This is a genomic window from Nocardia sp. NPDC052316, assembly GCF_044547795.1.
Classification (GTDB): domain Bacteria; phylum Actinomycetota; class Actinomycetes; order Mycobacteriales; family Mycobacteriaceae; genus Nocardia.
Window position 1 is genome coordinate 375172 of record NZ_JBIUBB010000004.1, and the last position, 19444, is coordinate 394615.

21 protein-coding genes are annotated in these 19444 nt (G+C 68.8%); 15 read left to right on the top strand and 6 right to left on the bottom strand.

Going from position 1 to position 19444, the window contains the following annotated elements:
* Positions 1-81 precede the first annotated feature (81 nt).
* The 8 genes from thrS to ACIHA7_RS20145 all read left to right on the top strand — a co-directional run bounded on the left by thrS (position 82) and on the right by ACIHA7_RS20145 (position 8848).
* Positions 82-2133 (top strand): threonine--tRNA ligase, encoded by a 2052-nt coding sequence (thrS, locus tag ACIHA7_RS20110; protein WP_397291505.1) that lies wholly within the window; start codon positions 82-84, stop codon positions 2131-2133.
* Positions 2130-2717 (top strand): HIT family protein, encoded by a 588-nt coding sequence (locus ACIHA7_RS20115; protein ID WP_397291507.1) that lies wholly within the window; start codon positions 2130-2132, stop codon positions 2715-2717. Before thrS ends, ACIHA7_RS20115 begins: the two co-directional genes overlap by 4 nt.
* Positions 2718-2800: 83 nt before the next feature.
* The gene (gene pgsA, locus ACIHA7_RS20120; RefSeq protein ID WP_397291509.1) at positions 2801-3553 is read left to right on the top strand and encodes a phosphatidylinositol phosphate synthase; all 753 of its coding nucleotides are present in this window, start codon (positions 2801-2803) and stop codon (positions 3551-3553) included.
* A 46-nt stretch (positions 3554-3599) separates the two neighbouring features.
* Positions 3600-4592: a phosphatidylinositol mannoside acyltransferase gene (locus ACIHA7_RS20125; protein WP_397293104.1), complete on the top strand. Its 993-nt coding sequence runs from the start codon at positions 3600-3602 to the stop codon at positions 4590-4592.
* Positions 4589-5713, top strand: a complete 1125-nt coding sequence (locus ACIHA7_RS20130; RefSeq protein ID WP_397291511.1) for a glycosyltransferase family 4 protein — start codon at positions 4589-4591, stop codon at positions 5711-5713. The genes ACIHA7_RS20125 and ACIHA7_RS20130 overlap by 4 nt, the downstream gene beginning before the upstream one ends.
* On the top strand, positions 5713-6756 hold the full coding sequence (locus ACIHA7_RS20135; protein ID WP_397293105.1) for an NUDIX domain-containing protein: 1044 nt from the start codon (positions 5713-5715) through the stop codon (positions 6754-6756). Before ACIHA7_RS20130 ends, ACIHA7_RS20135 begins: the two co-directional genes overlap by 1 nt.
* Positions 6757-7226: 470 nt before the next feature.
* Positions 7227-8129, top strand: a complete 903-nt coding sequence (gene pdxS, locus ACIHA7_RS20140) for a pyridoxal 5'-phosphate synthase lyase subunit PdxS (RefSeq protein ID WP_199856798.1) — start codon at positions 7227-7229, stop codon at positions 8127-8129.
* Between the two features lie 227 nt (positions 8130-8356).
* A complete protein-coding gene (locus tag ACIHA7_RS20145; RefSeq protein WP_397291514.1) occupies positions 8357-8848 on the top strand; it encodes a hypothetical protein in 492 nt (163 codons plus the stop codon).
* 192 nt (positions 8849-9040) lie between these two features.
* Here the strand turns inward: ACIHA7_RS20145 and ACIHA7_RS20150 are convergent, their stop codons facing one another.
* Complete coding sequence (locus tag ACIHA7_RS20150) at positions 9041-9637, bottom strand: hypothetical protein (protein ID WP_397291515.1); 597 nt, start codon at positions 9635-9637, stop codon at positions 9041-9043.
* A 169-nt stretch (positions 9638-9806) separates the two neighbouring features.
* Between ACIHA7_RS20150 and ACIHA7_RS20155 the strand changes: the two genes are divergently transcribed.
* On the top strand, positions 9807-10625 hold the full coding sequence (locus tag ACIHA7_RS20155) for an acyl-CoA thioesterase II (RefSeq protein WP_147138440.1): 819 nt from the start codon (positions 9807-9809) through the stop codon (positions 10623-10625).
* Between the two features lie 178 nt (positions 10626-10803).
* Here ACIHA7_RS20155 and ACIHA7_RS20160 read toward each other — a convergent pair whose 3' ends face one another.
* On the bottom strand, positions 10804-12495 hold the full coding sequence (locus tag ACIHA7_RS20160) for an APC family permease (protein WP_397293106.1): 1692 nt from the start codon (positions 12493-12495) through the stop codon (positions 10804-10806).
* Positions 12496-12714: 219 nt separating this feature from the next.
* Here ACIHA7_RS20160 and pdxT point away from each other — a divergent pair, with 219 nt between their 5' ends.
* Both pdxT and ACIHA7_RS20170 read left to right on the top strand, forming a co-directional pair.
* Positions 12715-13362 carry a pyridoxal 5'-phosphate synthase glutaminase subunit PdxT gene (pdxT, locus tag ACIHA7_RS20165; RefSeq protein WP_397291518.1) on the top strand — a complete coding sequence of 216 codons (648 nt, stop codon included), beginning with the start codon at positions 12715-12717 and terminating at the stop codon, positions 13360-13362.
* A gap of 116 nt (positions 13363-13478) precedes the next feature.
* On the top strand, positions 13479-14231 hold the full coding sequence (locus tag ACIHA7_RS20170; protein ID WP_397291520.1) for a YebC/PmpR family DNA-binding transcriptional regulator: 753 nt from the start codon (positions 13479-13481) through the stop codon (positions 14229-14231).
* A 67-nt stretch (positions 14232-14298) separates the two neighbouring features.
* Here the strand turns inward: ACIHA7_RS20170 and ACIHA7_RS20175 are convergent, their stop codons facing one another.
* The 4 genes from ACIHA7_RS20175 to ACIHA7_RS20190 all read right to left on the bottom strand — a co-directional run bounded on the left by ACIHA7_RS20175 (position 14299) and on the right by ACIHA7_RS20190 (position 16501).
* Positions 14299-14793, bottom strand: a complete 495-nt coding sequence (locus ACIHA7_RS20175; RefSeq protein WP_397291522.1) for an SRPBCC family protein — start codon at positions 14791-14793, stop codon at positions 14299-14301.
* The gene (locus tag ACIHA7_RS20180) at positions 14790-15152 is read right to left on the bottom strand and encodes a metalloregulator ArsR/SmtB family transcription factor (protein WP_397291524.1); all 363 of its coding nucleotides are present in this window, start codon (positions 15150-15152) and stop codon (positions 14790-14792) included. Before ACIHA7_RS20180 ends, ACIHA7_RS20175 begins: the two co-directional genes overlap by 4 nt.
* Before the next feature lie 115 nt (positions 15153-15267).
* Positions 15268-15474 carry a DUF5988 family protein gene (locus tag ACIHA7_RS20185; protein ID WP_040736649.1) on the bottom strand — a complete coding sequence of 69 codons (207 nt, stop codon included), beginning with the start codon at positions 15472-15474 and terminating at the stop codon, positions 15268-15270.
* A 73-nt stretch (positions 15475-15547) separates the two neighbouring features.
* Positions 15548-16501 (bottom strand): NADP-dependent oxidoreductase, encoded by a 954-nt coding sequence (locus tag ACIHA7_RS20190; protein ID WP_397291526.1) that lies wholly within the window; start codon positions 16499-16501, stop codon positions 15548-15550.
* A gap of 70 nt (positions 16502-16571) precedes the next feature.
* Between ACIHA7_RS20190 and ACIHA7_RS20195 the strand changes: the two genes are divergently transcribed.
* From ACIHA7_RS20195 to ruvA, 4 genes are all read left to right on the top strand, one after another.
* Positions 16572-17534 carry a GlxA family transcriptional regulator gene (locus ACIHA7_RS20195; protein WP_397291528.1) on the top strand — a complete coding sequence of 321 codons (963 nt, stop codon included), beginning with the start codon at positions 16572-16574 and terminating at the stop codon, positions 17532-17534.
* Between the two features lie 146 nt (positions 17535-17680).
* Positions 17681-18109: an acyl-CoA thioesterase gene (locus tag ACIHA7_RS20200; RefSeq protein ID WP_397291530.1), complete on the top strand. Its 429-nt coding sequence runs from the start codon at positions 17681-17683 to the stop codon at positions 18107-18109.
* Positions 18110-18275: 166 nt separating this feature from the next.
* A complete protein-coding gene (gene ruvC / locus ACIHA7_RS20205; RefSeq protein WP_397293107.1) occupies positions 18276-18845 on the top strand; it encodes a crossover junction endodeoxyribonuclease RuvC in 570 nt (189 codons plus the stop codon).
* On the top strand, positions 18842-19444 hold the full coding sequence (ruvA, locus tag ACIHA7_RS20210; RefSeq protein ID WP_397291532.1) for a Holliday junction branch migration protein RuvA: 603 nt from the start codon (positions 18842-18844) through the stop codon (positions 19442-19444). Before ruvC ends, ruvA begins: the two co-directional genes overlap by 4 nt.

Here is a 19444-nt window from a genome sequence, read left to right on the forward strand (position 1 = left end):
TCGCGCTGGGGCACTCGATGTCCCGGCATTGAACCGCGGGGATTTTGCCCGCACCCGAGAAACTCCAAGGAGAGCACTGCCGTGACCACCTCAGCCCGCACCACCCCTGCCCCCCGCGTCCGGGTGCCGGCGGGGACGACGGCGGGTGCCGCGGTGCGCGAGGCTGGTCTGCCGACCAAGGGACCGGACACCATCGTCGTCGTGCGCGACGCCGAGGGCCTCAAGGACCTGTCCTGGACCCCGGACACCGACGTCGAGGTGGAGGCGGTCGCCGCCGACACCGAGGACGGCCGCAGTGTCATCCGGCATTCCGCCGCGCACGTGCTCGCGCAGGCGGTGCAGCAGGAGTTCCCCGAGGCCAAACTCGGCATCGGCCCGCCGATCAAGGACGGCTTCTACTACGACTTCCAGGTCGACCGGCCGTTCACCCCCGAGGATCTGGCGAAGCTGGAATCCCGGATGAAGAAGATCGTCAAAGGCGCGCAGCGGTTTTCCCGGCGCGTGGTCGAGGTCGAGGACGCCAGGGTCGAGCTTGCCAAGGAGCCGTTCAAGCTGGAGCTGATCAGCGACAAGTCCGGCATCGACGACCCCGAGGTGATGGAGGTCGGCGGCAAAGAGCTGACCATCTACGACAACCTGGATCCGCGCACCGGCGAACGCGTCTGGGGCGATCTGTGCCGCGGCCCGCACATCCCCACCACCAAGTTCATCCCGGCCTTCAAGCTCACCCGCAGCTCGGCCGCCTACTGGCGTGGTGATCAGGACCGCGAGGATCTGCAGCGCGTCTACGGCACCGCGTGGGAGTCGCAGGAGGCGCTCGACGAGTACCTGCACCTGTTGGCCGAGGCCGAGCGCCGCGACCACCGCAAGCTCGGTCTGGAACTGGACCTGTTCAGTTTTCCGGACGAGCTCGGCTCCGGCCTGCCGGTGTTCCACCCCAAGGGCGGCATCATCCGCAAGGAGATGGAGGAGTTCTCGCGGCGTCAGCATGTGGCGGCGGGCTACGAGTTCGTCAACACCCCGCACATCACCAAGGGGCACCTGTTCGAGGTCTCCGGTCACCTGGACTGGTACCGCGACGGCATGTTCCCGGCGATGCACCTGGACGCGGAGCTGAACGAGGACGGCACCGTCCGCAAGCCCGGCCAGGACTACTACGTCAAGCCGATGAACTGCCCGATGCACAACCTGATCTTCCGGGCGCGTGGCCGGTCGTACCGGGAACTGCCGTTGCGGCTGTTCGAGTTCGGCTCGGTGTACCGCTACGAGAAGTCCGGCGTGGTGCACGGCCTGACCAGGGTGCGCGGCATGACCCAGGACGACGCGCACATCTACTGCACCAAAGAGCAGATGCACGCCGAGCTCACCAGCACCCTGCAGTTCGTGCTCGGCCTGCTGAAGGACTACGGCCTCGACGACTTCTACCTGGAGCTGTCCACCAAGGACCCGAAGAAATTCGTCGGCTCCGACGAGATCTGGGAGGAGGCCACCGAGACCCTGTCCAAGGTGGCCTCGGCCTCCGGGCTCGAGCTGGTGCCCGATCCGGGCGGCGCCGCGTTCTACGGCCCGAAGATCTCCGTGCAGGCCAAGGACGCGCTGGGTCGCACCTGGCAGATGTCGACCATCCAGCTCGACTTCAACCTGCCGGAGCGGTTCAACCTGGAGTACACCGCCTCCGACGGCACCAAGCAGCGTCCGGTGATGATCCACCGCGCGCTGTTCGGCTCGATCGAACGGTTCTTCGGCGTGCTCACCGAGCACTATGCGGGCGCGTTCCCCGCGTGGCTGTCGCCGGTGCAGGTCGTCGGTATCCCGGTCGCGGAAACCTTTGCGCCGCACCTGGATCGGGTGATCGAGCGGCTGCAGGACGCGGGCATCCGGGCCCAGGTGGACCGCAGCGACGACCGGATGCAGAAGAAGATCTTCAACAACACCGCGCAGAAGGTGCCGTTCATGCTGCTCGCCGGCGAGCGCGACGTCGCCGCCGACGCGGTGAGCTTCCGATTTCGCGACGGAACTCAGGTGAACGGGGTGCCGGTCGCCGACGCGGTCGCCACCATTGTGGAATGGATTGCGAACCGGGAGAACGCTTCTCCGACCGCGGCGGGTTTCGAGATCAAGGGTGCGGGATGACCGAGCGCACGACCCCGGACGGGTTCACCGAGCTGAACGACGCCGAGCAGCACAGCATCGTGGACCGCGGCGCGGGTGAACCGGACCGGTTACAGCGGTTGTGGACGCCGTACCGGATGTCCTACATCGCCGAGGCCGCGGCCACCGACCCCGCCTCGACCGGGCATCCGTTCACCGACATTCCGAAGATGTCGGATGAGGACGGTCTGGTCATCGCGCGCGGTGAACTGGTGTACGCGGTGCTCAACCTGTACCCGTACAACCCGGGCCACATGATGGTGGTGCCGTACCGCAAGGTGGCCAACCTCGAGGACCTCACCCTGGCCGAGGGCACCGAGCTGATGGCGTTCACCCAGCAGGCCATCCGAGTGATGAAGCGGGTGTCGCGGCCGCACGGCTTCAACGTCGGCCTGAATCTCGGCGGCGTGGCCGGTGGGTCGCTGGCCGACCACCTGCACCAGCACATCGTCCCGCGCTGGGGCGGCGACGCGAACTTCATCACCGTGGTCGGCGGGGCCAAGGTGATGCCGCAGCTGCTCCGGGAGACGAGGGCGCTGCTGTCGGCAGCGTGGAAAGAGGCGTAGATGAGCCATACTCGCGCAGCCTTGCTCATCGAAGCCGACCGGGTGCGGGTGGCCCGCTGGACACAGAAGGAAGTCGACTAGAAGTGCTGAGCTTCTTCGGCCGCGATACGTTTGCCAAAGCGACTGCGCCGCTGGGCAAAGCGCTGGTGAGCACCGGGCTCACCCCGGATGCGGTGACGGTCATCGGCACCACCGCGTCGATCGCTGCCGCGGTCACCCTGTTCCCGACCGGACACCTGTTCTGGGGGACCATGGTGATCTGGTTGTTCGTCATGTTCGACATGCTCGACGGCGCGATGGCCAGGGCGCGCGGCGGCGGCACGAAATACGGTGCGGTGCTCGACGCCACCTGCGACCGGGTCGCCGACGGCGCCATCTTCGCCGGCCTGGCGTGGTGGGCGGTGTATCACGAGAACCACAAGCCGCTGTTCGCCGCGACGCTGGTGGTACTGGTGACCTCCCAGGTGATTTCGTACGCCAAGGCGCGGGCCGAGGCCAGCGGGCTCTCCGCCGACGGCGGGCTCATCGAGCGGCCGGATCGGCTCATCATCGTGCTGGTCGGCGCCGGGCTGACCGGCATCGGCGGGTACTGGGGTATCGACTGGCTCACCTATGCGGTGCATGTCGCGATGTGGGTCCTCGCGGTGCTCAGCATCGTCACGGTGTTCCAGCGGGTGCTCGCGGTGCGCCGTTCGCCGGGCGCACGTGATGTGATCACTCCCGCGCAGCACCCGGCGGAGCCGGAGGGCTCGCAGGACCCGGCGCGGTCCGACAAGCCCGCGCGGCCCGAAAACCCTTCGGCGGGAACGGCGAACGCGACGGAGCTGCCGACGTGAGACCGCCCTGTCGTGGCGGTGTGGTGCAGGGAACGGGGCAATGGTCATGAGTATCGGGGAGCGGTTGAGCGACGCCGGTTACGCGGCGGGCTGGCGGCTGGTGCGGGCGTTGCCCGAGACGACGGCGCGACGGTTGTTCGACTGGGGCGCCGATCGGATCTCGGGCAAGGCGAATCGGCAGTTCCGCGCCGGTGGCGCGCCGAACCAGTTGCGGCGCAACCTCGCCAGAGTGATCGGCGGTACCCCTGCGGACGTGCCGGACGAGCTGATCGCGGCGAGCATGCGCTCCTACGCGCGGTACTGGCGTGAAGCGTTCCGGCTGCCCTCGATGGACCACGTGGCGATCGGTCAGCTTGCGCTGGAGGGGAAATCGAACCTGGAGGCCGGGCTGGCCGCCGGACGCGGCGTGATCCTGGTGCTGCCGCACTCCGGGAACTGGGATATGGCGGGGGTGTGGCTCGTGCAGAACCACGGCACCTTCGCGACCGTCATGGAGCGGTTGAAGCCGGAGTCGCTGTTCGAGCGGTTCGTCGCCTACCGGGCGAGCCTCGGCTTCGAGGTGTTTCCGCTGACCGGGGGCGAGCAGCCGCCGTTCGGCCAGCTGGCCAACCGGCTGCGCGAGAACAAGGCGGTCTGCCTGCTGGGGGAGCGCGACCTGACCGGGCGTGGCGTCCCGGTCACCTTCTTCGGCGAGCGCACCTGGATGCCCGCCGGTGCCGCCAAACTGGCCATCGAGACCGGTGCCGCGCTGCTGCCGGTGCACACCTGGTTCACCGCCGACGGCGGGGAGGGGTGGGGTATGAAAGTCGAAGCGCCGATTGATGTTTCGAACGGCGTCGCGGCGGCCACCCAGGCCCTGGCGGACCGGTTCGCGGCGAACATCGCCGAACATCCGGCGGATTGGCACATGCTGCAACCGATGTGGGAGAGCGATCTGTCCGAGGCGCGGCGCAGCCGCATCGCCGCGGCGCAGGGCGATCCGAACGCCGCGGCGCAGGGCGATCCGAACGCCGCGGCGAGCTCGGACGGCGCCGCATGAAGATCGGCATGGTCTGTCCCTACTCGTTCGACGTGCCCGGCGGCGTGCAGGCCCACGTGGTCGAGCTGGCCAGGGTGTTCATCGAGCGTGGGCATCGGGTGAGCGTGCTCGCGCCCGCGTCGGAGGAGACCGCGCTGCCCGATTTCGTGGTGTCCGCCGGTCGCGCGGTGGCGATTCCGTACAACGGGTCGGTGGCGCGGCTGTCCTTCGGCCCGATGGCCTACACCAGGATTCGCCGCTGGATCGACGGCAACGACTTCGACGTGCTGCACATCCACGAGCCCAACGCGCCGAGTCTGTCGATGCTCGCGCTGAAGATCGCCGAGGGCCCGATCGTGGCCACCTTCCATACCTCGACCACGAAGTCGTTGATACTCAGCACCTTTCAGGGCGTGCTGCGGCCGTACCACGAGAAGATCAGCGGCCGGATCGCCGTCTCCGAGCTGGCGCGGCGCTGGCAGGTGGAGGCGCTCGGCTCCGACGCGGTGGAGATCCCCAACGGGGTCGACGTCCCCGCCTTCGCGCGGGCGCCGATGCTGCCCGGGTATCCGCGCGCGGGCCGGACCGTGCTGTTCCTCGGCCGCTATGACGAACCACGCAAGGGGATGGACGTGCTGCTCGGTGCGCTGCCCGAGCTGGTGCGCAAGCACCAGGATCTCCAGGTTCTCATCGTCGGGCGCGGGGACGAGGAGCGGCTGCGCCGCGAGGCCGGACCGCTCGCCGGGCACCTGCGCTTCCTCGGTCAGGTATCGGACGCGGAGAAGGCCTCGGCCATGCGCAGCGCGGACGTCTACGTCGCGCCCAATCTCGGCGGCGAGAGCTTCGGCATCATCCTGATCGAGGCGATGGCCGCCGGGACCGCCGTGGTGGCGAGCGAATTGGATGCGTTCCGCCGGGTGCTGCGCGACGGGACGGCGGGGGAGCTGGTGCCGGTGGGTGATTCGGCGGCGCTGGCGCGGGCCATCGACGGCCTGCTCACCGACGACAGCCGCCGGGCGGCCCTGGTGCACACGGCCACCCAGGTGGTCGGCGAGTACGACTGGCCGGTGGTGGCCGAGCAGATCCTGCGGGTGTACGAGACGGTCACCATCGGCGACACCAGGGTGCGGGCCGCCGGATGATCACGTTCTCCGCCACCACGGTTCTCGTCCTCGCGCTGATCGCGGCGGTCATTGTCGCGCTCGGCATCTGGGCGTACTCCACCGCCAACCGGCTCGACCGGCTGCACGTGCGCTCCGACCAGTCCTGGCACGCGCTCGACGCGGCGCTGGCCCGGCGGGCGGTGGTGGCCAGATCGGTCGCGGCGGCGATCGCGGACCCGGCGGCCGAGCCCGCGCTGGTCGATCAAGCCAAAGTTCTTGCCCACCTTGCCGATCGCGCCGAACGGGCCGGCCGCGCCGATCGGGAGACGGTGGAGAACCAGCTCTCCGCGGCGCTGTCGACGATCGATATCGAGCAGCTGCGCCCGCAGATGGTGGCCGAGCTGGCCGACGCCGAGGCGCGGGTGCTGATCGCGCGCCGCTTCCACAACGACGCGGTCCGCGACACCCTGGCGCTGCGCACCCGCCGCTCGGTGCGCATCCTGCACCTCGGTGGCACCGCGCCGCTGCCCACCTACTTCGAGATCACCGAGCGCGCCACCCCGGCCGCGTCCACCGGGCTCACCGTCGACACCACCCGCACCGCCGCGCGCATCGTGCTGTTCGACGAGGCGGGGCGCACACTGCTGATGCGCGGCAACGACCCGAAAACACCGGACGTGTCGTTCTGGTTCACCGTCGGCGGCGGCGTCGACCCGGAGGAGACGCTGCGCGAAGCGGCCGTCCGTGAGCTCTACGAGGAGACCGGGTACCAGGCCGACCCGGAGAGCCTGCGCGGCCCGATCTGGCGCCGCGTCGCGGTGTTCCCCTTCGACGGCGACCTGATCCGCTCCGAGGAACTGTTCTTCGCGCTGCGCGTGCCCGCCTACGAGCCGCAGGCGACGAACCTCACGGCCATCGAACGTCGCTCGATCACCGGCAACAAATGGTGCACCGCAGCCGATATCGTCGCCTTCGACCGCGCGGGCGAGACCGTCTACCCCTACAACCTGGATCAACTGCTCCCGGAAGCCGCGGCCGCCGCCGACAGCACCACCGACCCCGAGGTCCGCTCGATCCGCTGACGCGCTGTGATGTGTTTCACGATCGTGCTACGGTCGCGACTGGATGGACGCGGGCTGGGTAGTGCTTACTGCAAGGCACTCGGACTTCGGTGCCGCGAACCCCGCCGTCGGCGGGGGCAAATGCTCGGTGTGCGGAGGTTCTGTTGTACATGTCCTACCTGCTGTTCGATTTCCTGCTGCCGCTCGTCGGGCCCGCCGCCGCCGAGTACTGGGCGCAGTTGCTGGTCGTCGGTCCGCTCTGAGCGACGCCGGAAGATAGCGGGGCCAACGGAATTGCCCCGCGGCAGCGGTAAACCTCCTTTCCTGGTCTCGCCGAGCGGTCCAGTGCACCGCACCGGCGGACAGAGCCCCTGGTAGGTGACAAGGCCAGTCATCGCTGACTGGCTATCAAGTGGCCTGGGTGGCCCGCCTAGAATTGGGTCGATTCCATCCCTTGCGACCGATTGGCGCAGATGACCCAGGAGTTTGCCGTGACTACGCCCGAGACCACCCAGACCATCGGCACCGCCCGCGTGAAGCGCGGCATGGCCGAGATGCTCAAGGGCGGGGTGATCATGGACGTCGTCACCCCCGACCAGGCCAAGATCGCCGAAGACGCCGGCGCGGTCGCGGTGATGGCGCTGGAGCGGGTGCCCGCCGACATCCGTGCGCAGGGCGGCGTGTCCCGGATGAGCGACCCCGACATGATCGACGGCATCATCGCCGCCGTCTCCATCCCGGTCATGGCGAAGGCCCGCATCGGCCACTTCGTGGAGGCGCAGATCCTGCAGAGCCTCGGCGTCGACTACATCGACGAGTCCGAGGTGCTGACCCCCGCCGACTACACCAACCACATCGAGAAGTGGAACTTCACCGTGCCGTTCGTGTGCGGCGCCACCAACCTGGGTGAGGCGCTGCGCCGAATCACCGAGGGCGCGGCCATGATTCGCTCGAAGGGCGAGGCGGGCACCGGTGACGTCTCCAACGCCACCACGCACATGCGCAAGATCCGCCAGGAGATCCGCAGGCTGTCCTCGCTGCCCGCCGACGAACTGTTCGTCGCCGCCAAGGAGCTGCAGGCGCCCTACGAGCTGGTCCGCGAGGTCGCCGAGACCGGCAAGCTGCCCGTCGTGCTGTTCACCGCGGGCGGCATCGCCACCCCCGCCGACGCCGCGATGATGATGCAGCTCGGCGCCGAGGGCGTGTTCGTCGGCTCCGGCATCTTCAAGTCCGGCAACCCGGCCGAGCGGGCCGCCGCCATCGTCAAGGCGACCACCTTCCACGACGACCCCGATGTGCTCGCGAAGGTTTCGCGTGGACTCGGCGAGGCCATGGTCGGCATCAATGTCGAGGAGCTGCCGGTGGACCACCGGCTCGCCGAGCGCGGTTGGTGATTTCCGAGCCTTAGAGTTCGGTGAACATTGACGAGCAGGGGCTCTTCGGAGTCCCTGCTCGGGTGCGTCAGCGGCATCGCGGCGACGCGACTCTTCTCCGCGCCACACCGCCGTCTTACTGTTCTCACAATTGTCCTGGGTAACTTCACGTTTCGATGCCCGTCGACCGCCGTGTCGGGAGTGCCGCATCACCGTCGATGTACCAGCCCAACGTTAAGGACGAGCAGATGAACCTTCGTAAGACCGGACGCATGGCGATTGCCGGTTTGGCCGTCGTGGCCGCACTGGGCCTGACGGCCTGCGGCAGCGATGACAAGAAGGATTCGCCGCAGCCGTCCCGCACCACGACCAGTGCCGCCGCCAACGCGAATCAGCCTGCACCGCCGACTGTTCCGGAGCTGAACACACTGCTGCAGAAGGCGCTCGATCCGGCGGTGCCGAGTGCCGAGAAGCTGGACCTCGTGCAGGGGATCGAGGCCGATCCGGACCTGCCCAACCGCCTCGCCAAGGCGTACCAGGACGCGAACGCCAAGACCGAGATCACCGGAGTGACCGCCTTCGGCGATTCCGTCAGCGCCCAGGGCAAACTGACCCTCAACGGCACCGAGAACCCCGTCGACGTGCCCTTCGTCCTGGACAACGGCAAGTGGAAGGTCCAAAAGGCTTGGGCGTGCAACGCTTTGACCGCCCTGAACCTGCAGTCCCCGGCCTGCTCCTGACCGAACGCAGGGGCGGCTGACGCCCGTCGAGTGGCACATGGTTGCGGCATACGCTGAGAAGCGCTGCAACCGTGTGCCATTCGCGTTCGGTAGGGAATAGGCCATCTCGATACATGGATATGCGCATCTAACTATCGATGCGGGCTGGGAGATAGCCGGGAACCGCGGAACAGAAAGCAAGGAGTCGAGGGGTCAGGGGAGACGGAGAGCCGGGCGGGCCGGGTGATCCCAGCGGATGAAGAAGGTTGGGGCGGTGGGAGTTTCGAGGAGGGCGGGGATGGTCCAATGGTCTTCGGGTGGGGTGCTGCGACGTAGCGCCGGTTCCGACATGGCCAGGTGGACGGTGACGTCGAAGGGAAGGGCGTGGTCGAGCAGCAGGGGGCCTGCGATGACCAGGACGGTGTCGGGGAGCGCCGATCGGATGGGGGCGCGGGCCGAGCGGTCGGTGGTCTCGTTCCAGAGGGCGGGCAGCCAGCGACCGTCGGTGTGCAGCGCGTCGATGACTTCGCGGCGGAGTGCTTCGTAGTCGAACCAGGCTGTGCGGTAGGAGATCTCGTCGAGGCCGTACTCCATGCGGAGGGAGGCGGGGCGGACGTAGTCGTGCAGCGACACCGCTGCCGCGGGTCTGCCGGTGTCGCGCAGTGCGGCGGCGGTCCGGTCGGCGAGCTCGGTGGGGTGGGCGGCGTCGGCGCCGTCGATCGCGACGACCCGGCAGCCCGGCAGGGTGCGGACGTGCTCGACGAGACGCTCGACGAGGGCGTCCTGGGTGATCGGGACGAACTGTGGCACCGGTCTATCAGAGCAAACACTGTGCACGGCACTCGACGGCGGCATGCGCGAGCACTGGCATGCGCGGTGCTTCGTCGCGGCGGGCGGCAACCGAGTCGGCCGGCCGGTGCGAGTGGAGTGCCGGACGGCCGAGGACGAGCCGGTCAGCGCGGCGAGTTAATCTCAGCCCATGGCGACAATCGAAGAGGCGCTGGAGATAGAGCGCCTCGAGCGTGACATCTTCCGTGGGGCCTCCACGAAGACTCAGCTGCCGCGCACGTTCGGCGGACAGGTTGCCGGCCAGGCGCTGGTATCAGCGGTGCGCACGGTGGAACCGCGGTATCAGGTGCATTCGCTGCACGGCTACTTTCTGCGGCCGGGCAACCCGGACCAGCCGACGGTGTATCTCGTCGAGCGGATCAGGGACGGGCGCTCGTTCTGCACCCGCCGGGTCACCGGCGTGCAGGACGGGCAGGCGATCTTCACCATGTCGGCCTCGTTCCACATCGGCGACGAGGGTCCGGAGCATCAGGATGTGATGCCCGAGGTGCAGGCCCCGGACGACCTCCCGGACGCGAGCACCACCATGAGCCCGGAACGCCTGTGGGCGATGCGCGAGTGGGAGCACTGGGACATCCGGACCGTGCCGCAGGATCAGATCGCCCGCCGCGACGGCGTCGTCTCCCAGCAGCAGGTGTGGTTCCGCTACCGGCATCCGCTGCCCGACGACCCGCTGTTCCACGTCTGCACGCTGGCCTACATGAGCGATATGACGCTGCTGGGCTCGTCGAAGGTGACCCACCCCGACGAGCAGACCCAGAACGCCTCGCTCGACCACGCCATGTGGTTCCTGCGCCCGTTCCGCGCCGACGACTGGCTGCTCTACGACCAGGCCTCGCCGTCGGCGGGCTTCGGTCGCGCCCTCACCGGCGGGAAGATCTTCAACCGCGCGGGTGAGATGGTGGCTGCGGTCGTCCAGGAAGGACTGATTCGCAACCTGCGCGACTGAGCGTCACCGCGCCGGAGCAGAGCCGGTCGCCGCCCATCGCGCCCGGCTGCCCGGCGTCCGGGAACGTCGGCGGTCAGCCCGCGCAAGGGCGATTCGCGCGGCTCGAGCGAAATGTCGACCGCGATGGTGTGCGTGTGGCCGACGCACACCACCGCGGCCGCCTGAATTCACTCAGGCTTCAGCCCACCTGTACGCGCAGGTGGCAGACCACTGTGTCGGACATGCGGCGCAGCACGCGTTCGAGCTCGTCGCTGCGGTGGCTGGGTAGCACGCGGTTCCAGCCGACCGGCGGGTCGACCTCGGCGATGACGACCACCTTGCGGCGACCCTCGAAGTTCTCCCGTACGTAACGCGCGACCGGGCCGCCGACCGTCGCGTCGCTGTCTTCGAGCAGCACCAGCCGCACCTCCGGGTGCCACGCCTCCCACGCCTTGGTGAACGCCTTCACCGATTCGCCGGGTAGGCAAACATGCACCGCGACAACGTCTTTGCCGATCGACAGCGCCGCGGACAGCGCCTCGCAGCTCAGGTCGGAGACCTCGGACACCGGCACCACGATGACGGCGTCGCGCGGCCGTGGTGGCGGCGGCACCTCATCGGAGCGGCGGTAGGCGCCGATCTTGCGGTAGGCCCCGCGAATGCGTTCCATGCCGAGCACCAGCGCGGGCAGGACCAGCACGATCAACCAGGCCCCCGCGGTGAATTTCATTGCGGTGGTGACGATCGCGGCGACGAAGGTGAGCAGCGCGCCGAATCCGTTGAGCGCCAGTCGCCACCGCCAGCCCGCCGTCCTGGCCAGCAGCCAATGCCGCACCATGCCGATCTGCGCGATGGTGAACCCGACGAACACCCCGATGGCGAATAGCGGGACCAGTGCGTTCATCTTGCCGTCGGCGCCGACCAGCAGCACACCCGCCGCGACGGCCAGGGTCAGCACGCCGTAGCGGTACACCTCACGCGGCGAGCGCACCGCGAACCGGTGCGGCAGGCAGTTGTCGTCGGCGAGGATCTTGGTGAGCGTCGGCAGCCCGCCGTAGGAGGTGTTGGCGGCCAGCGCCAGCAATACCACGGTCGCGAATTGCACCACGTAGTAGCCGATTCCGTGCCCGAGCGCGGCCTCGGTCAGCTGCGAGAGCACCGTGGTGCCGTCGATCGGATGCACCTCGAACTTCTCGATCAGCAGCGCGAGCCCGATCAGCATGACGCCGAGCAGCGCCCCGAGCGCGACCTCCGCGCGTTGGGCGCGCAGTACTTTCGGCGCCTGGAAGCTCGGCACCGCGTTCGCGATCGCCTCCACCCCGGTCAGCGCGGCACACCCACTGGAGAACGCCTTGAGCAGCAACAGCACGCCGACCGTGTGCGCGTCCAGCACGGTGGCGACGCCGGTGCTGACGCTGGCGGGCTCGGACCGCACCAGCCCCGCCACGATCACCGTGCCGATACCGACAACGAAGACGATGGTCGGCACCATGAACGCCCGTGCGCTCTCGGTGATGCCAAGCAGATTCAACGCGGTGATGCCGACGAGAATCGCCACGCACAACCACACCGTGTACGGAAGCAGCACCGGGAACGCCGAGGTCAGCGCCGCGACACCGGCGGCGATCGACACCGCGACGTTCAGCACGTAGTCGATGATCAGCGACGCGGCGGCGGCCAAACTGGTGCGATGCCCCAGGTGCGTCTTCGCCACCGCGTACGCCCCACCGCCGTCCGGGAACGCGGCGATCACCTGGCGATACGAGGCGACCAGCACGGCGAGCAACGCGGCGATCGCCACCGTCACCGGCAGCGTCAGGCCGAGTCCGGCGCCGCCCGCGGCCGCGAGCACCAGCACGATGGCCTCGGGACCGTAGGACACCGACGCCATGGCGTCGAGCGAGAGCCCGGCCAACCCGGTCGGCACGGTGAGCCCACGGCGGGCCGGGGCCGCCTCCCCTTCTCCACGCGGCGCGGGCACCTTGCGCGGCAACACAGCTATCACCCTGCGAGTGTCGACCCGTTCCCGGCCCGCGGGGCGCCGCGTTGACGGAACCCTGACGGCGACCGTGAGCAGGCCCACACCGCGACGGCTCGTAAACTCTGCGACGTGAACGCTTCCCCGGTCGCCGCGCCCGCCGCCGCCGATCTCGCGCAGGCTCGCCCCACTATCGGCGTGCTCGCGTTGCAAGGTGACGTGCGCGAGCACATCGCGGCCCTCGCGCACTGCGGCGCCGAACCGGTGCTGGTGCGGCGGGCGTCGGAACTGGCCGCGGTGGACGCGCTGGTGCTGCCCGGCGGCGAGTCGACCGCCATCAGCAAGCTGCTGGAGGTCTTCGACCTGCTCGAGCCGCTGCGCGCGCGACTGCGAGATGGCATGCCCGCCTTCGGTTCTTGCGCGGGCATGATTCTGCTCGCCGACGAGGTGCTCGACACCAGGCCCGACGCCAACCACCTGTCCGGCATCGATATGACGGTGCGCCGCAACGCCTTCGGCCGCCAGGTCGACTCGTTCGAGGTGGACCTGGACTTCGCCGGACTCGACGACGGCCCGATGCGCGCGGTGTTCATCCGGGCGCCGTGGGTGGAGCGGGTCGGCGCGGGCGTCGAGGTGCTCGCGACGGTGCCGGACGGACCGTTCGCCGGCCGCATTGTGGCAGTGCGGCAGGGCAAGGTGGTCGCGACGTCGTTCCACCCGGAGGTCACCGGCGATCTGCGGGTGCACCGGATGTTCGTGGACCTGGTTCGGGACGCGTAGTTCACGCGCCGTTCAGACCGCGCTGACCGGCCGAGTAGGCTGGAGAAGTTGTCCCTCCGGCCGTGCCGGTACGGTACACATCACCACACGTGCCATCGACCTGAAGGAAGTAGGGAATGAGCGGCCACTCCAAATGGGCCACCACCAAGCACAAGAAGGCGGGGATCGACGCGAAGCGCGGCAAGCTCTTCGCCAAGTTGATCAAGAACATCGAGGTGGCGGCCCGCACGGGTGGCAGTGACCCCGCGGGCAACCCGACGCTCTACGACGCCATCCAGAAGGCGAAGAAGTCGTCGGTGCCCAACGACAACATCGAGCGTGCCCGCAAGCGTGGCGGCGGTGAAGAAGCCGGCGGCGCCGACTGGCAGACCATCATGTACGAGGGCTACGGCCCCAACGGTGTCGCGGTGTTGATCGAGTGCCTCACCGACAACCGCAACCGTGCCGCGGGCGAGGTGCGGGTCGCGATGACCCGCAACGGCGGCAACATGGCCGACCCGGGTTCGGTGTCCTACCTGTTCCACCGCAAGGGCGTGGTGACGCTGGAGAAGAACGGCCTTTCCGAGGACGACGTCCTGATGGCCGTGCTCGACGCGGGGGCCGAGGAGGTCAACGACCTCGGTGATTCCTTCGAGATCATCAGCGAACCCAGCGATCTGATCCCGGTGCGCAAGGCCCTGCAGGCCGCCGGAATCGACTACGACTCCGCCGAATCCGGCTTCCAGCCGTCGGTCTCGGTCGAGGTCGACGCCGACGGCGCCCGCAAGGTGATCAAGTTGGTCGACGCGCTCGAGGACAGCGACGACGTGCAGAACGTCTTCACCAACGTCGACATCTCCGACGAGATCCTCGCGCAGCTGGACGACTAGTGCGTACCCGCGCATGCGCCGCGGCCGTGCGCGGGTCTACCGGCGGACTCGGTCCGTCGGCACTGGACTAGTCCTGCAAGGTTTCGTAGTACTGCTTCATCGAGGGGTAGTAGTCCTCGAAATCGTGGCGGTCCGCACCTGTGTGGGCCGCCACGAGCGCGTCCAGGTAGTACTCCCAGCCGGGGCCGACCTCGCTGATCTTCGCGTCGGCGTCCAGATGGTGTGTGAAGACCAGCTCCGTGACGCCGTCGGTCTCGGTGAGCGCCGCCTCCAGATGCCAGGTGCCGTAGTCGTCCTTGGTGATGATCGCGACCCGGCGCGGCGGTTCGCACACCTCGATCGTGGCGTCGCACCAGGGCTGGCCCTCTTCTAACGCCATCTGCACCTTGATGTTTCGGCCGGGGCCTGCTTCGCCCTCCCACGGTCCGAACCAGCGTGCGGTGCGGTCGGACTCGGTGACGCTGGCCCAGACGTCCTCGATCGGCGCACGAAAGGTCCTGGTGAGGATCAGGTCGCGCTTGCCGTCGGTACGGTCGAGGCGGCCGGTGGGTCGGGTTGTCATCCCGTGTTCTCCTTCGGGTGCTGGTCGGCCGGTGCGCGGCGGTGTTCGCGGCGCGTCCGGTAGACCTCGGTTTCCAATGCGTCGAGCCGCTGTTCCCAGGCGGTCGCGGTGTCGAAGCGGGCGATCCAGTCGGCGACCTCGGTCAGTGGCGCCGGGTCGAGCACGTAGTAGCGCTGCCTGCCGATGAGTTCGTCGTGCACCAGGCCGCTTTCGCGCAGCACGCGCAGGTGTCGGCTCACCGCGGGCCTGCTGATGTCGAACTCTGCTGCGATCTCACCCGCGGTGAGCCGGGTCCCGCGCAACATCGTCAGGATCTCCCGGCGCACCGGATCGGCGATCGCACTCGCCACTTCGTCCACCCGGAAAGCGTAACCACTTGGTTACGCTTTTGTCCATAGTCGGCCGCCGCCGACTACCGCATCGGAAGGCGGCCGGTCGATGATCGACCGGCCGCGCTGGACGATTATTCGCGCGTCACTCCGCGAGTTCGGTCCGGCTGGACCACTCGTAGACGGGCAACCGGCCCTCCGGGGTGTCCTGCTCCTTGCGGGTCACCTTGAAGTGTTCGTAGCCACCCTTGAACGGGACTTTCAATTCGATCCCCGGGGGGGTGATCGGGACGATTCGCGCGGGCATGTCTTTCGGCCCGCCCTCGAGGACAGCCTTCACAACAGTGCTCATCATCGGATGGTAGAAGCGTGACGGTCCCGATTTCGTAAATTCACCGAAGCGCCGCGCGGAAAAATCTTCGGTGTCAGGGCAGTGTGACAACTAGTTTGCCGACGGTACGACCGGTGTCGCCCATGGCATGCGCCTTCGCGGCCTCCGTCAACGGGAAGGTGCCCGCGATCGTCGGGCGCAACGCCCCGGATTCGGCGAGACCGGCCAGCGCGAGCATGCCCGCCCGGTCGTGCTCCACCAGCATGCGGATCGCGCGCACGCCCAACTCCCTGGCTGCCGCCGCGAGATCGGCCGCGCCGGCGGCCCGCAAGGTGATCAGGAGTCCGCCCTGGCGCAGGGTGTGCAGGGAACGCAGGCTGTTGTCGTCATCGATCGAATCCAGCACCACGTCCACGCCGCTGACCGCCTCGGCGACATCGGTGCTGCGATAGTCGAGCACTTCGTCCGCGCCGAGACCGCGCAGGAACTCGTGATTGGGTGCGCTGGCCGTGCCGATGACGTACGCGCCGCGAGCCTTGGCGATCTGCACGGCGAAATGCCCGACGCCACCCGCCGCCGCGTGGATCAGCACGCGCTGCCCGGCTTCGAGTGCGGCGTTGTCCACCAGGGCCTGCCACGCGGTGAGCGCGGCCAGCGGGATCGCCGCGGCCTGCACGTGATCCAGATTCGCGGGCTTGGTGGCGAAGGCGCGGGCCGGGCCGACGACGTACTCCGCCAGCGCGCCGTGGCCGTTCGGGTAGGGCAGCATGCCGAACACCTCGTCCCCCGGCTCGAACAGCGTCACGCCGATGCCGGTCGCGGCGACCTCGCCGGACACGTCCCAGCCGAGGACGAAAGGCGGCTCGGGCAGGAAGAGATCGGCGATGGCGCGGTGCTTCCAGTCGGTGGGGTTGAGTCCGGCCGCGCGCACCCGGACCAGGATTTCGCCGGGGCCGGGCACCGGGCGGGGGAGTCGTACTTCGGTGAGTACCTCGGGGTCGCCGAGGGTGTGCTGGCTGATCGCGCGCATGGTTTCGGTATCGGTCATGCCGTCGAGTCTGGTCCGCTGGAACGAGTCAGGAAATGGCACGATTGCCATTCTTCGATATGATCGTGCCATGACACCTTCGGTCCATCGCGTGGCGGTGCTGGCGTTGGACGGGGTCTATCCGTTCGAACTCGGCATCCCGAACCGGGTATTCGGCAGTGCCGGCGGCCGATACGAGATCCGCACCTGCACCGTCGACGGTGCACCGGTGCGCACCAGCGCGGACTACTCGATCGCCGTCGCGCACGACAGCGGCATCCTCGACACCGCCGACACCGTGGTCCTGCCCGCCTGCGACATCGGCATGACCCTCGACGGCACGCTGCCGCAGCCGGTCCGGGACGCGCTCGCCCGAATCCGGCCCGGCGCCAGGCTCGTGGCGATCTGCGCGGGATCGTTCGTCGCGGCGGCGGCCGGTCTGCTCGACGGTCGGCCCGCGACCACGCATTGGCGGCAGGCCGAGCTGTTCCGGCGCACTTTCCCGCGGGTCCGGCTCGATCCCGATGTGCTGTACGTCGACGACGATGACGTGCTCACCTCCGCGGGCGCGGCGGCCGGCCTCGACGTGTGCCTGCATCTCGTGCGCCGCGATCACGGCAGTGCGGTCGCCAACTCGGTGGCCCGGCGCTGCGTCGTGCCGCCGTGGCGTGACGGCGGACAAGCCCAGTACATCGAGCAGCCCGTTCCGCCCGCCACTTCCGCGGGCACCGCCGCCGCTCGCCAGTGGGCGCTGGAAAACCTCCACTTGCCGCTCACCGTGGACGAATTCGCGCTGCGCGCCAGCATGAGCAAGCGCACCTTCGCGCGCCGCTTCAGCGAAGAGGTCGGCATGAGCCCCGGCCGTTGGCTGATCCAACAGCGCCTGTTCCGCGCCAGACACCTGCTCGAATCGACCGACATGACGGTCGACCGGATCGCCGGGGAAGTCGGCTTCGCCACCGGCACCTCGCTGCGCCAGCATCTGCACGAGGCGATCGGCGTGTCTCCGCAGGCCTACCGCCGCACCTTCGCCCGGACTCTCGCCCCCGCCTGACGCCGGACGATGACGTGGTCGCGGCACAGTGCGAGTAGCGCCGCCACCGTGTCCCGTTGATCATGAAATGGCCGGACCTCCGCGCGATCCCGCACCTGATATCCGGGTAGGGAAAGTTGTCGGTGGGCGCTGGCATAGTCGGCGTCGTGTCGTTCAGTACTCGCATCGAGGTTCGAGTCTCCGATCTCGATCCGCAGCTCCATGTCACCGGCGCGGCCTACCACCAGTTCGCCGACCACTCGCGTTTCGCCTGCGTGCAGGCGGCGGGGATCTCGGTCGACGAGCTGATCGCGGACGGATTCGGACCGGTCAATCTGGAGACAACCATCAAGTTCCAGCGCGAGCTGCGCGGCGGCGACACGGTCGACGTGTCCTGCGTGTGGCTGTGGGGGACCGGAAAGACCTACCGCGTCGAACAGATCCTGACCCGTGCGGACGGCGAGGTGGCCGCCACGGTGACCAATATCAGTGGCCTGCTGGATCTTCGAGCGCGCCGACTCGTCAACGATCCGGCGCGCGAATGGGCGGCTCGCGCGACGAAGCCGGAACTGCTCGGCTTCCCGGCGGCGTCCTGAGCAGGCGGCAGCGTCGCGAATCCTGACCGCGGTGCGCGCGCCCGGCCCGGTCGCGGTGCGTGCGCCCGCCACGGCGACCGCCGCCGCACCCGTGTCGCTGGACCGCGAAAGACCCTGCCTCCGCTAGACTCTCGAACAGTTGTTCGTGTCTGCGAGAGGGGTTTTCGTGCGGGTGATGGGCGTCGACCCCGGGCTCACCCGGTGCGGCCTCAGCATGGTCGAGGGCGGCATCGGTCGTAAGGTGACCGCGATCGCCGTCGACGTGGTGCGCACCCCGCCCGACATGGACCTCGCCCAGCGACTACTCCAGGTCTCCGACGCCGCCGAACTCTGGATGGACACCCACCAACCGGCCGCCGTCGCCATCGAACGCGTCTTCGCCCAGCACAATGTGCGTACCGCGATGGGTACCGCGCAGGCGGGTGGGGTGATCGCGCTCGCGGCCGCGCGCCGCGGCATCCCGGTCGCGTTCCACACACCCAGCGAGGTGAAGGCCTCGGTCACCGGCAACGGCACCGCGGACAAGGCACAGGTCACCGCCATGGTCACCCGGATACTCGGTCTGCAGGTCGCGCCGAAACCGGCCGACGCGGCGGATGCGCTCGCGCTGGCCATCTGCCATTGTTGGCGGGCGCCGCTGCTCGAGCGGATGGCCAAGGCCGAGGCCCAGGCGGCCGAGGCGCAGCGCAAGTACGCCGAACGGCTTGCCGAACAACGGAAGGCGGTACAGAGGTGATCGCGTCGGTACGCGGTGAGGTGCTAGAGATCGCCCTCGACCACACGGTGATCGAGGCGGCGGGCATCGGTTACCGGCTCAACGTGACCCCCGCGACGCTGTCCACGCTGACTCGCGGCGAGGAAACCCGGCTGTACACCGCGATGATCGTCCGCGAGGACTCGATGACGCTGTACGGCTTCGCCGACACCGAGGCGCGTGACCTGTTCGGTCTGCTGCAAACGGTGTCCGGCGTCGGCCCGCGCCTCGCCATGGCGGTCCTCGCGGTGCTCGAGCCGGAGGCGCTGCGCAAGGCGCTCGCCGAGAGCAATGTCGCCGCCCTCACCCGGGTGCCCGGCATCGGCAAGCGCGGTGCCGAACGCATGGTGGTCGAGCTGCGCGACAAGGTGAATCTCGTTCCGGTGCAATCCGGTCCGCCCGGCACGCCGACCCCGGTCAGCACGCCGGTGCGCGAGCAGGTGGTGGAGGCGCTCACCGGCCTCGGCTTCCCGGCCAAGCAGGCCGAGCAGGCCATCGACGCGGTCCTCGCCGAACAGCCCGCCGCCGACACCTCGGTAGGATTGCGAGCCGCCCTCAATCTGCTCGGCAAGAATCGGTAG

What these genes read in the sequence shown, in the direction of transcription:
- ACIHA7_RS20115 (WP_397291507.1), top strand. Translation starts at nt 2,130, where the DNA reads ATGACCGAGCGCACGACCCCGGACGGGTTCACCGAGCTGAACGACGCC.
- ACIHA7_RS20125 (WP_397293104.1), top strand. Translation starts at nt 3,600, where the DNA reads ATGAGTATCGGGGAGCGGTTGAGCGACGCCGGTTACGCGGCGGGCTGG.
- ACIHA7_RS20130 (WP_397291511.1), top strand. Translation starts at nt 4,589, where the DNA reads ATGAAGATCGGCATGGTCTGTCCCTACTCGTTCGACGTGCCCGGCGGC.
- ACIHA7_RS20145 (WP_397291514.1), top strand. Translation starts at nt 8,357, where the DNA reads ATGAACCTTCGTAAGACCGGACGCATGGCGATTGCCGGTTTGGCCGTC.
- ACIHA7_RS20155 (WP_147138440.1), top strand. Translation starts at nt 9,807, where the DNA reads ATGGCGACAATCGAAGAGGCGCTGGAGATAGAGCGCCTCGAGCGTGAC.
- ACIHA7_RS20160 (WP_397293106.1), bottom strand. Translation starts at nt 12,495, where the DNA reads ATGGCGTCGGTGTCCTACGGTCCCGAGGCCATCGTGCTGGTGCTCGCG.
- ACIHA7_RS20170 (WP_397291520.1), top strand. Translation starts at nt 13,479, where the DNA reads ATGAGCGGCCACTCCAAATGGGCCACCACCAAGCACAAGAAGGCGGGG.
- ACIHA7_RS20175 (WP_397291522.1), bottom strand. Translation starts at nt 14,793, where the DNA reads ATGACAACCCGACCCACCGGCCGCCTCGACCGTACCGACGGCAAGCGC.
- ACIHA7_RS20185 (WP_040736649.1), bottom strand. Translation starts at nt 15,474, where the DNA reads ATGAGCACTGTTGTGAAGGCTGTCCTCGAGGGCGGGCCGAAAGACATG.
- ACIHA7_RS20190 (WP_397291526.1), bottom strand. Translation starts at nt 16,501, where the DNA reads ATGACCGATACCGAAACCATGCGCGCGATCAGCCAGCACACCCTCGGC.
- ACIHA7_RS20195 (WP_397291528.1), top strand. Translation starts at nt 16,572, where the DNA reads ATGACACCTTCGGTCCATCGCGTGGCGGTGCTGGCGTTGGACGGGGTC.